This window comes from Paenibacillus germinis (assembly GCF_013141785.1).
GTDB lineage: Bacteria > Bacillota > Bacilli > Paenibacillales > NBRC-103111 > Paenibacillus_E > Paenibacillus_E phytorum.
Map to the genome: position 1 here is coordinate 147,274 of NZ_WHOC01000176.1, position 12,957 is coordinate 160,230.

Consider the following 12,957-nt stretch of genomic DNA (forward strand, 5'->3'; position numbering starts at 1 on the left):
GTTCGTTACCAGTTGCCTACTAGCATCTGCCTGATATCCACAACTTTAGCCCGTTAGGAGGCTTAAGTATATTTCAAACTTTGTCTTTTTCTTCAAAAAATGACTTAGCGCATAGGAGAAAGGCCTTTAATTAGCTCCTTTTTATGCGATATTTGTATGTAACGAGTTCGACAAACGCAAAAAAGCCCTTGCGGTCATGAAACGACCACAAGAGCACTATAGGATCAAGCCTACAATAATTGATAAAATCGTGCTGCATTACCTCCAAAGATAGCTAAATGATCCTCACTAGACAGGTTGGAGGGCAATGCGTTCATCAAAGCCATATAAACTTCATCATAGCTGCAAGTAGTTAAACATACTGGCCAATCGCTGCCAAACATCACTCGATCTGTGCCAAACACTTCGATGACATGATGCACATAAGGAGCCAGATCCATCCAGTTCCAAGCTTGCTGATCGGCTTCTGTTACTAATCCTGACAGCTTGCACATGACATTAGGAAATGCAGCCAGTTCAGCCATCTCCGTCTTCCACGGTTCGAAGATGCGTCCAGCGATAAAAGGCTTTGCCGCATGATCGACTACTGCCCGAAGTGTCGGAAAGCTTCGAAGCGCCTCCACTATATAGGGATGATGCCGTGGTCTAAGCTGCAAATCAAGCGGAAAATCATCCTTGACCAGCTGCTTTATATTTTGCATGACTTGCGGTCTAAGTATCCATGAATCCGGCAGATCCTGAAGCATTGGACGAAAGCCAACAAACCCTTTATTCCCTCGAAACTTAGCATATTGCTCGCTAAATAGCGGTGAATCCAGATCTAGCCAGCCGACCACTCCAGCTATACTTTCATACTCATCATACAAAGAGAGCAAGAATTGCGTTTCCTCCAGAGTCGGCGCGGCTTGCACGACAATCGTACGTTCTAACTGATAGCGCTCCAACGAATCCTGCAGCTGCTCAGGCATATAGTCTGCAAATAAAATACCCTGCTCAGAGGTCAGCCAGCCATAGTCTCCACGTTCCGTTTTCCAATAGTGCTGATGCGCATCAATTCTCATAGGTCACCCAAATAAAATATCTGTAAAGTAATAATGGGGGCCAGGTAGTGTTGTGTTAAGAAGTGCCACCGGCAAGACATATACCTCTAATGGAGAACCATTCTTTAATGCCTCAACTTCAATGTCATAGCTTCCTGCAGCTAGTGTTATTTCAATCCTTTGTTCTTCTGGAGCCCGATGATAAGCTGGCATGAATTCCAACGATTCTTTACATTCAATGACGATTTGACCGTTTAGTTTCAATACGATAGGACCTCTTGCAGCCGCAATAAGACGAATCTTTCGCTCACTTGGGTTGAAGAGCTTCGTTTGAGCGCGGTACAAGCCATCGTCCTCACTACCGAGTTCCTTCTCCCATTCCAAACGATTGCCTGGGAAATATACTTCTTTCCCCTCACTGCCGTTCGGTCCCCAAATCATCCACTTTGAAGCATTTACCAACGAAAAAGGAACCTTTTGAGCAGCCCATACGGATTGGTCATGAAATCTTGTCCAAACGAATGCAAGCTCATAGCTGGACTTAGCGATCGCGGAAGCTCGTATTTCTGTATTCCATTCGATTGATTCATTAGGTTGTAGGCTCACTTCAAGTGAATTCGGCCCCTCCCAATTCTCGGGCAGTTCTAACGCGATATTGCCTGTTATTGATGTTAACGAACGGTTGGTGAACGTGATATGCAGCGTCTTCTTCTGATTCACTCCGATGGCTGGACCTTCCTGACCGAAATCGATCTCAAGCTCAGCATCCGGAGTGTTACGAGTTCCTTGTGGCAGTAAGTAGTGATTAGCTGTTACCTTCCTCGTCCAAAGCTCCCTTATTTTCTCTTCCGTTTCGTTCGTTTCTACGGGTTGGTTCAAGGATGTCGGAAGGTCAGGATGCACCAGTATGTCCGTATCCCAAGCTGCAAGAATTTGTTTGCCCATGCGGATGGTGCGCCTGGTTAACTCGTCCAAGTTCTTAGGTGCGGGAAATCCTTTAATCGGTGGGCTAACGACGATCCGATCACCAACTGGATTTACCCATTTATCCGGCAAACCTTCTGGACCGAGCAGCATGCCTAATATAGCGCCCAGTGTAGCAGCTGTACAATCAGTATCATAACCGCAGTTGACCGCTTTCAAAATCGCATCTTCGAAATCCTCGCCATATAACCAACCAAGGATCGTAAAAGCAATATTTTGCGGGGCATCCGTAAAGTTATCGTTGCCATGATGCTCCAGAATGAGCGAACGCGCTTCGAGCCAATCCTTCCCTTCCTTATGCCAGTGGAGCAGATCTTTCAATGCTTTGGCGGTACGGCAATCCGCAGGGATATAGGTCATGCCGATCTCAATTAAGCGATCCCGATCCTTCTCATAGAAAATAGCGCTCTCGAGGGCGGCAAAAAACATTTCCCCGTATACCCCTTCCCCGCCGGCATGATCCACAATGGCGTCCTGATAAGCATAATGAGCCGCTGTACTTGGCGATCCAGGTGCAGCCATGGCCCAGATTTCGGAACGAATGGGTGAACCCATACACTCATTGAACGGATTGTTGAATGATCCAGCAACGGGCGCAAGAAGGCCTCTTCTCAGATTCGTAAGCGCGTAACCATACTCATCGAATGGGAAAAAGATATGCTCCAACCATTCCTGCCCAAGCTCGATCGCAGTCAATCCCGGACCGTATTGCTCCAAGGCATGCAGCCACACCAATTGTAAGTCCAAATCATCGTTCTCCAAAGGACCGTCCGGCAGCTCCGGATAAAAGGTCAATTCTAGCAACTCCTTAATGCCCTCTACTGGTGCACCAAGTGTTCCCCCAATATTTTTCCCAAGCCATCCCCCATATACGATTCGATAGTAATCTTGTTCATTCAGAATTCGGATACCCATGATGAAACCTCCCGTAAGTTGTTATTGTGTTCATAACTTCATCATAAGACCGGTTTCATAAAGGAGCCATGTCCATAATTATGTTTTCAAAAGAATAAATATTAGAAAATGTCATGCCCTTTGCTTTGAACAGTTGTTATGAATCGAGAATACCGGATTACTTCGTCCATTAAAGTCGTTCAGCAGCTACGTGAAGTTAGATGGGCTATATGGGTTGCAATGTTGTACCTAGCAAACATATACGAAAAAGGCACCTCGCTTTATAGCGAAATACCTTCTCTTTAATGCGTTGCTGCCGAAACACCATGCCAATAGGTTTCAATTGTCTTTCTCATCAACGTCTATCTCACCATTAAGCTGATTAGAATAGTTGCGCATCAAATCAAAATCCGGATTACAGATATCCTCCTGCACGTTGGCTTTATCTAGATCCTGCGTATTCAAGAGATTCATGTTCTCATTGTCCATCCTGCTCTCTCCTTCCTGAGAGTAGGTTTTCCATTCTTATACAATTTATCCCTTTTCGAAAATGACCGTAACAAGTGTCCCCTCCGGCACGCCGGGATAGCGGATTAGAAGCGTTCGAGATCCGGGTTCCCAACTTCGATCAATAACTTCATGACCATCCGCGATGACATGACGAGGTTCCTCTTTCAGTTGTAGTCTTGTACTAACAATTACACCTGCAGGCGCCTCGGAGACGAATTGGAACTTCCCTTTTACGACGGGTTCCTCGTCACGGATTCGCGACGAACTGATGACGACAGCTGAAGTCTGTTCAGGAGCTGCCTCAAGGTCATAGAGTAAACTACCCTTGCCTGGTTCGACAACAGGATTGCTTACAATAGTAAGTCTAGCATCGAAAAGGTCGATGTAGCTGCCATGAACGGTGACAGCTTGATCCGTAAGCGACTCCGTCATGACGCGTGTCGCGACATAGGGACCTCGACGGATTTGAAGATAATGCTTTTCACGCAAAGGCTCCTCATCTCCGCGCATGGCAAGTGCACGCTTCACACTTTCGCGGACCCAATTAGCGCCATCTTCGGTTTCAGCAAGTCGGGCTGGATGTACGCGGTAAACGATAACACCGCCTTGACCTACCCGGTACTCGCCATCCTCAGGGCGGCGTCCCATCCCAATGGCCTCGAAGAGGTGATCATCTGGCCGTTCGTAGGCTCTGGCGCCTTGGTTCCACCATTCCTTGACACCGTGGTACGGGTCACTGCCGTCTCCTACATAGATTAAGCAGCCTCCTTCTCGTATCCACTGCGACAGCACTTGATGAAGACCGGCGTGCTCCGGTTTCATAAATTCATAACTGAGCAGCAGCACCCGGTAATCGTCCAAATACCCTGGGAAATGAAGCAAATTGTCCAGCTGAACTGGGCGAAGCGGTATACCGTGCTTAACAAGCGGCAGCGCCAGTCCATAGAACGCCGACCAATTTAGCATTTCTTCGTGATGCTCGGAAGGAAGAATTAATGAACTGATGGTGCCATCATAACGAAAGTCACCGTCATCTGATTGCAAATCAACGTCACCCCGTTGGAACATAGCTGAGTTGGCAAGGAGGAGACCGATTCCATCCGTTTGTTCATCGGACGTGATTTCCTCGTGGCGGTGCATGTCACGAAGTACGTGCATAACAGTCAACAGCTCGGTCGCATAATCGGGCGGGATCATTTCTTTCCCCTTGCCGTCTTCCTTCGGATAGGCAACCTCGAACACTCTTCGCGGCCAAGGACATATCTCGTAATTGTTTACGTAAGGATGAAGCAGAGAAGCAACGACTGTATCTTCATAATTGACCTTATAGTCCGACCACGTGTAATTCGGATTATCCTCAATTGGATCATGAAGAAACCACATATCACGGCCCGTGCCGCGAACGAGCTCTTGCATGACGCCGTATTCAAGGAATGCCGTTTCGAACGTTCGTTCCTCACGGATGCCTTTGTACACATTGCGCGTGCGCGCAGTCCCTGTCCATACTTGAGCAATAAATCCGTCGCAAGCTGGCATGTTGACGAGCAGCGCTTCCGGACTCACAATCCGCCACTGCGTGTAATTGATCAGACTATGCGTCGGCACATAAAAACGGATCGCACGCTCATAATTAACTTCCGCATATTCCTTCATCTGCGCACATAAGCGATCCAGCGTTCGATAGTACAGATACGCCTTCAACTTGGACGCCCGGTACTGCGCGTCTGGCGACTCATGAGGCGGTATCCACGGCTCCTGATAAAAGATGCGCCATTCCCGCTTGAAGGCTTCCGAATATCCGCCGGCTACCCAAAACTCTGGCTCCTCTAGATGAATGGCTTCGGCCCCACTGTCGATCGCCCGCTTAATACCGGCAGCAAGGTACTCGCTAAAGGAAATCGTCGGGACCATATAAGGCACGTCTTTGCCGTGCAGTAGCTGGTCGCCTGCACGATTGGTTTGAGCTTCGTCCCAATGATCACGGCCATCATACTTTCCGTACAAATAGATTTGGTATTCTCCCCACGACACCCCTGTCATCAGGTGGATGATGTAGCCCTTTTCTTTCCACCCGGCGATTCGTTCCTCCAAGTCATCCGAGATGCCATACACCATGACAAAATCGCTGCGCAAATCGTACTTAGCCCCATACGGACGCGATTCTTGGAAACCCGTCCATTCCTTCCTATCCGATACCGGTCTCGACAAAGGTAAACCCTCCTCTAGGAGTTCCCACTCGGCAGAACAAGAACGGGAGAGTCATATTGCCTCTCCCGTCGTTCGCCACCAGAGCGGCCTCTTGTTATGTTTTAGTTTGGCATTTGAAGTTTTACCACTTCTTTGCCTTTTAGATTATCATTCGTGAATTTAATCGCTTCACGATATCCTGTTTTTACCAGTTGCCCGCGTAAATCATTGATGATTTTGAGTGCCGCCTCATCGGATTTGGCAAATATCGCTTCCTTCCAAACATCACCGGTTTTATCCATGGATGGCTTGAGAGATTCCCATTGAGGGGCTTTCGTAATAACGTCCCAAGGATTGTAAGCTGTGATGACTTTAATGCCATTCGGGCGTAAAATTTTACGAGCTTTCTCTAAAGCTGCCACGCGAGTCTGATCAGCCCAGATATCCCCGTTACCTTTGGAATTCGTACGGTCCAGACCCGTTAAACTTTCGTAGCCGACGCCAATCCCTTCGTTCTTTTTCAACTTCCCGGTTTTGTCATTCACAAACTTATCAAACCATTCTTTTTTCGCTGTCGGTTTACCGTTCTGCATATCCCAATGAACGCCTTGAACGCCGTAGCGAGTAAGCATGAAGCCTTCATCAGAAGCTAGGAAATCCAGCAGACGCAGGGCCGCATCCACGTCCTTAGCTTGCTTCGTAATAACAGTCACATTGTTGCCTTGCACGCCTAGATCGGCCGGACGGTTGGCTTCAGCGCCTGCTCTTTCCAGCGGACCTACAGGCACATAATCGCTGCCAGGGTGAGACTGGACGTAGTCCTTGGAGGCATCAAGAATAGCTGGATAGTGAGCTGCGAGGACGGCTACACGCCCTTGCTTTACTTTCTCATTCGCGATTGGATCCGTCTGCGTAAACGCTTCGGAATCCAGCAACCCTTGGGAAATCAGCTTCCGATAGTATAACGTGTAGTCTTCGTATACTTTAGTAAAGAAATTATTCTCTATGGAGCCATCTCCTTTATCGAGGAAGCCAGACCCCATAAACATCTGATCGCCGATATTAACAGCCCAACCGTTATGAAAGCCGCCGAGTGGAATGACGGGTTGACCGCTTTCTTTGAGGCCCGCATCTTTGATCTTCTTCAAGAAATTGTAAAAGTCGTCCTTTGTTTTGACGGACTGTGGATCTACCCCTACTTTTTCAGCAATGTCCTTACGTACATAGAAGCCGTATAACCAGTCCATGGCATCTTTGTCCGTTGCAGGATGATTTTGATATAGCAAATACTTTTTGCCACCATAGGCGTCGATTCCTTTCTCATAGAGCGCAGGCGGTACGTTTTCCTTAGCGATTTCTTTGGCTAGGTTGGGATAATTAGCCAGCTTGCTTGAGAGATCAACGAGTTGACCCTCCTTTGCAGCTTTGATGATACCATCCAGTTCCCCGCCCCACGCCGGTCCGGTATATATATCTGGCAAGTCCTGCGTTGCGAAGATCGTGTTAACTTTCTCCACTTCGCTTCCTTTGGTGTATTCCATTTGAACCGTTACCCCGGTTTTCTCCTTGATCACTTTGGCGACGGCATTCATGTCGCTCTCAGAACCGCTGGAACCATTCCAGTTGTGCAAAACTTTAAGCGTGACCTCTTTCTTGGTGTCCGTTTTGGCAGTTGCACTTGGACTTGTGCTTGAATTTGCACTTGGGCTTGGAGACGTTTCATCCTTCTGAGTACAACCTACTAAACCACCTGCAAGTGTTAATGCTAATACAACGGAAGCACCTCTAGACCATTTCTTTTTCATGAGAACCCTCCTTCATTTTTATATGATAAGCCCCCCAAAATCGAGGACAGCTAACCCTTAATGGAGCCTAGTAAGACGCCTTTGACAAAATACTTTTGCAGGAATGGGTAGATGCACAAAATCGGGAAGACGGTGATAACCAGGAGCGCCATCCGTAACGATTCGGGCGTTGAACCGGCTGGATTCATGCTAATCGTTTGGCCTCCTTGCTGAGCTGCCCGCTGCATCGAATTCGAGAGCGCTTCCGCTTCAGTCAGCATTTGCTGCAGCAGCGTTTGAACAGGAACCAGGTTTTTGTTGGATACGTAGTAAGCCCCAGCAAACCAATCGTTCCAATGTGCGACACCAATGAACAAACTTATTGTTGCTAGCACTGGACCTGATAAGGGAAGGATAATTTTCAAGAAGATGGTGAAATCGCCATATCCGTCAATGCGTGCCGACTCGTCCAGCTCTTCCGGTATCCCTTGCAGGAACGTCCGGATGATGACGATATGCATGAAGTTGAATAACATCGGAATGATATATACCCAGAAAGAGTTGATCAAATGAAGCTTTTGCAGCGTGATGAAGTAAGGAATGAAACCCGCACTGAAGATCGTAGGCAAAAAGATATAGAAAGTGAAAAACGTTCTTCCCGGCAGTGTCTTCTTAGCCAATGCGTACGCCATAAGCGTACACAAAAGCACGTGTAGAAATGTACCGAGGATGGTTCGCATCAGCGTGATTTTGTAAGCTTGCCAGATACGAGGATTGTCGAATACTTGCACATAGTTATCAAATGTAAACTGCCGGGGCCAGAAATACAGCGCACCCTGCATGGAGTCATTTCCATCGTTTAGTGAGTACACGAGAATGTAAATGAATGGGTAGATCATCGAGAAACCGATCAGTGCCAGCATGATATAATTTAGTGTGCTGAACAAGGAAAAATCGCGCTTCATCTCATCACTTCCTTAGCGTCTTCGTTAGTAAACTTTCTTTATAAGCATTTTTTTTTAAAAAAGGGATACGTCGCTGTATTTCTTAGCGATTCGGTTGACAACAAGTATCATCACCAGACCTATTATGCTTTGGAACAACCCAACTGCAGCCGCATAGCTTAGTCGACCTCCACTAATACCGGAAGTGATAACATGCACGTCGAGGACGCTGCCAATTCGGGCTGTTGCAGGCCCATTCAAGAGAAGCAGCTGTTCGTACCCGGCGCTCATCAAGCCACCGACGGAGAGAATAAAGAGGATCACAGCAATGTTGCGAATGCCGGGGAGCGTGACATGCCACATTTGCCGAAAACGATTCGCGCCGTCAATCTTCGCCGCTTCGTACAATTGCTGATCAATCCCGGCTATTGCCGCCATATAGATGATGGAGTTCCATCCAATATTTTTCCAAACATCAGACCCCAATATCATGGGATAAAACCATGTCGTGTTGTACAGGAATTGAATGCGCTCCAAGCCAAGTGAGGCAAGCAGGTCATTCAACGGTCCTCCATACGGAGTTAGGAGGCGCTGCATCAGCGTCACGACTACGACCCAAGATACGAAGTAAGGTAAGTAGGAAAGGGTCTGGACAACCTTTTTGAATTTCACTCTGCGAACTTCATTCAAAAGAATCGCGAGAATAATTGGCATTGGGAAACCGATGAGAAGCTTAGACAAACTGATCACAATGGTGTTACGTATGAGTTCTGTTGATTGATAATAATCAAAGAATTGGCGAAAGTACTTCAAGCCAGCCCAAGGACTTCCTGAGAAGCCGCCGGTGAATGTAAAATTACGAAACGCCACTTGAATTCCGTATAGGGGAACGTAAGAAAAGATGAAGAACCAAATGATGCCTGGCAGCATGAATAAGTAAAATACTTTATGCTGCCAAATGCGTTTCCATAGGAAACGCTTGAATGACATCGGTTTTCGGGGCTGAACTTGAGTCATAGAATTTGTAATTGATTCCATTGTAAGCGTTTTACCTCCTTATAGGACTTACTCATAGGTTTCATTTGATATATTTATCATAGCATGCAAAAATACCCACTCGTAAGTCCAAATATTTATGATCAGGTATCACTTTCTTTGGAATTATCATATTTGTTTGAATGTCACGTCATCTTAAGCCGTTCCCTGAATTGGGTAGGCGTCATCGCGTAGTAATCTTTGAATACCTTTGTAAAATAGCGGTAACTCTGATAACCAACCTCATCCCCAACTTGAGCTACGGTTAAGGCCGTTCGTTCAAGCAGTTCCAAGCTCTTCTCCATTCGAAGGCGAACGAGAAAATCAACGAAGTTATAACCCTTCTCTTGCTTAAATAAGGTGCTGAAATAAGAAGCGCTGATGCCCACATATTCAGCAACCTCCTGAAGAGAAATATCCCGAGACAGCTTGATCTTCATGTATTCTATGCCTTTGGAGACCGGCGATAGGGAAAGGGCTTCGATGGCAATCGATTGCAGCATGAACTGAATCAACTCTTTTGCCTTCTCGGTAAGCTCAACATACGTTTCCTGACAACGGATTTCCTCTATAAACATTTCCATGACTTCACTTGTCACTGGAAGAGATTTAACCTCCCTGAGCTGACGAAACAGATTAACGAGCATCTCGCCCACGATGAAACGTATGGAATCCTCCGATTCCCCGCTGCTGCACAAATTCCGCAGAAATTCGTTAAAGAGTCCATATCCCCCTTGTTCGTCGCCTTGCTTAAAGGCAATGATGAGTCTCTTTTCAAGCTCAGTCGGGTAGAAGCCCTCGTTTTGTCCTTGCGGTGATGGATGAAAAAGATTGACAGACCCTTTACCCGTGAAAAATTTATACCGAAGCGCCTTGAAAGCTTGATCATATGCCTCGGGAACATTGGAAATACCCTCGAACCGTTGACTGCATCCTACTGAAAGTTGAACGTTAAATAACCGCAAATATTTGTTTAAGCTCTCTTGGAAAGCATGACCCGCAAGAACTCCTTTGTTATCGACCTTACTTTCTGATCCGGCTTCAAGGAGGAAAACGTAACGGTTCGGCGGCATCAGCACAGAATCTACCGCTCCGTAACTGTGAGAGATTTCATCCAAAATATTATGAACGATGAAGCGGCATAGTTTCTGGTCTTCATCGTTATAATTATCGGTGAACTTGGTGTAATCATCGAATTCCGCGACAAGCATAAGAAATGAGCCATTCACGATGTCTAATTGAGCGTCAAATTGATTGAACCACCGCTCTGGAGAGATCAGAATGTCTTTACGCGTCAGCCAGCGCTCATAGATTTGCGCTTTTTGGAGCAATGCCTTCTCCTTCTGCATTTGATTGGCATATTGGATTTTCGTCGACTGCAAATGACGCTCATCGAGTCTTCGCGCGATTGTTTCGAATACTTCTGTTAATTGCTCTTTGGTCACAGGCTTCAGCAAGTAATCGCGCACGCCAAGCTTAATGGCCTGCTGCGCATAATCGAATTCCCCGAAACCGCTAAGAATGACAATTTCCACAGGTTCACCCGGCAGAGATCGAATGCGTTCCGTTAGTTCCAAACCATCCATGTAGGGCATCCGGATATCGGTCATCACCACGTCCACTTCAGGACGTTCCTTCAGGATTTCCCATGCTTGCTTCCCATCCTCCACAATCGCAATGACTTCAAACCCATTTTGTTCCCAATTAATAATCTTGGTGAACCACTTGCGAGTTGATAATTCGTCTTCCACAATAAGCAGCTTATACATGTTCAACCCCCTCAAGCACTGGCAGCGTTAATACAACTTCCGTTCCTTTCCCAGGCTCCGACTTAATGGATAAGCCATACTCACTGCCGAAATACATCCGAATTCGACTATTCACGTTGTACAACCCAATACCCTTGCTGGGCGAATGATCACTTACTAAAGTTTCTACTTGAACCTTCGTCATCCCCACGCCATTGTCACGAACAGTCACGATGACAGCCTGCTCTGTGAGCTCTCCTATCACGGTTACAGAGCCTGCCGACATTCCCTTCAACCCATGCTGGATCGCATTTTCCAGGAGAGGCTGAAGGATAATTTTCAAGGTGTAGAGACTTGGTATCTGCGGATCTATCTGCCATTCGACCGTATGTCGCGCACCGAAACGGATTTCCAGAATTTTTAAATAACATTTGGCGTGATCAATTTCTTGTTCGAAACGGATGGTGTTGCTTCCCTTGGATACCGATATTCGAAAGAGGTCCGCTAGGGCGACGACCATGCCAATGGCAGTCTGCTTCTCGTCCATGTCAATCTCGTTCTTGATTGCATCCAATGTATTGTATAGGAAATGAGGATTAATTTGAGCTTGTAAAAAATTGAGCTCCATTTCCCTTCTTTCCAGTTTTTCCACATAGTTTTGGTGAATAAGGTCTCGTAAATTATCAAGCATGTTATCAAAATTACGATCTAGTTCATCGATCTCATCGCCTCTAACATGGACTCTGCGGCTCGTAGAGAGCACCCCCCTGCCTACCCGGGATACTTTGGCGTGGAGACGTCGGATCCCGCGGGTCAGTTGACGGGTTATAAGCAAGGTCAGAAAAGAGAAAATAATCATACAAATGATACTGACTGTCAAAATGGTTTGCCGAATTTCATTCACTTTGGATTGAATCGACGCTTTGGGCACAAGTAGGTACATCGTCCAGTCAACATTCTGGAGCTTGCGGTACCACATCACGTAATCGGTTCCCTGAATATGAAGGTTCAGCTCGGATTCAGAGCTTCGATCCTCACTGGTCTGTTCGACGATTTCCTGTGGAAGTGGTTTGCCAAGTTGATCGGTGTCCGGGTTAAACATGATGGTTCCCTTACTGTCTGCGATGATTAGGCTTCCGCTTGCGTCAGCTTTGTTGCCCATCGTTTCCTGCACATAAGTTACGGAAGGGATCTGGATCGTTAGCTTGATGTAACCAATTTTCTTAAACTGCCCGATGCTGTAAATCGGACGCACCAACGCATAATAATATTTACCGTCAACCTGCTCAAGTATCCAAAACTTCGAGTCTGGTATCTCATTCAAGCCGAGAACCCTTCGAAGCCTATCTTCTGGAAAAAGGTATACGCCATCGGACATGACATCAGGAGACGTGGAGAAAAATTCGATGCTCTCGACATCGGTCGCCTGATAGGCTTGGATAAACCGGACCGCACGAGAGATTTCCCGATTCATGATAATAACGCCTTTTTCCCGGTATACTTCGGGTTCCGTAAGTACGTTTTGAACGGGCTCCGACACTGTTAAATTGTCAAGAATGCTTTCATAGAATCGGATATTGTAGTAAATGCCGTTGTTGGATTGGACTAATATCTTTTGATAAGAATCAGATACGTACCGGATAATGAGGTCCGACATTTGATTAAGGAAGTAATTCGTTAACCCTACAATCGGAAGTAGAATGGTCACCAAATATACGATCATTAATTTTTTGTGCAGCTTCATGCATGTCTGTCCCCCTTAGTTTAAGTAAGCATAACTGTCTCTTCATTTCCCTAAGGGGACAGATATTTCCTTTATGGTAATAATTAA

The 12,957-nt window shown here is 46.5% G+C and carries 9 protein-coding genes; all 9 read right to left on the minus strand.

Features of this window, described 5'->3' with window-relative positions:
- Window positions 1-230 precede the first annotated feature (230 nt).
- Complete coding sequence (locus GC102_RS34400) at window positions 231-1,061, minus strand: amidohydrolase family protein (RefSeq protein WP_171693502.1); 831 nt, start codon at window positions 1,059-1,061, stop codon at window positions 231-233.
- A gap of 3 nt (window positions 1,062-1,064) precedes the next feature.
- On the minus strand, window positions 1,065-2,939 hold the full coding sequence (locus GC102_RS34405) for an ADP-ribosylglycohydrolase family protein (RefSeq protein ID WP_171693503.1): 1,875 nt from the start codon (window positions 2,937-2,939) through the stop codon (window positions 1,065-1,067).
- Window positions 2,940-3,257: 318 nt separating this feature from the next.
- On the minus strand, window positions 3,258-3,407 hold the full coding sequence (locus GC102_RS34410; RefSeq protein ID WP_171693504.1) for a hypothetical protein: 150 nt from the start codon (window positions 3,405-3,407) through the stop codon (window positions 3,258-3,260).
- A gap of 45 nt (window positions 3,408-3,452) precedes the next feature.
- Window positions 3,453-5,636, minus strand: coding sequence for a hypothetical protein (locus GC102_RS34415; protein WP_171693505.1), 2,184 nt, complete (start codon window positions 5,634-5,636; stop codon window positions 3,453-3,455).
- 101 nt (window positions 5,637-5,737) lie between these two features.
- Window positions 5,738-7,420, minus strand: a complete 1,683-nt coding sequence (locus tag GC102_RS34420) for a type 2 periplasmic-binding domain-containing protein (protein ID WP_171693506.1) — start codon at window positions 7,418-7,420, stop codon at window positions 5,738-5,740.
- Between the two features lie 50 nt (window positions 7,421-7,470).
- A complete protein-coding gene (locus tag GC102_RS34425; protein WP_171693507.1) occupies window positions 7,471-8,364 on the minus strand; it encodes a carbohydrate ABC transporter permease in 894 nt (297 codons plus the stop codon).
- Window positions 8,365-8,418: 54 nt separating this feature from the next.
- Window positions 8,419-9,381, minus strand: a complete 963-nt coding sequence (locus GC102_RS34430) for an ABC transporter permease (protein WP_246321281.1) — start codon at window positions 9,379-9,381, stop codon at window positions 8,419-8,421.
- Between the two features lie 143 nt (window positions 9,382-9,524).
- A complete protein-coding gene (locus tag GC102_RS34435; protein WP_171693508.1) occupies window positions 9,525-11,147 on the minus strand; it encodes a response regulator in 1,623 nt (540 codons plus the stop codon).
- The gene (locus tag GC102_RS34440) at window positions 11,140-12,870 is read right to left on the minus strand and encodes a sensor histidine kinase (protein ID WP_171693509.1); all 1,731 of its coding nucleotides are present in this window, start codon (window positions 12,868-12,870) and stop codon (window positions 11,140-11,142) included. The genes GC102_RS34435 and GC102_RS34440 overlap by 8 nt, the downstream gene beginning before the upstream one ends.
- Window positions 12,871-12,957 lie beyond the last annotated feature (87 nt).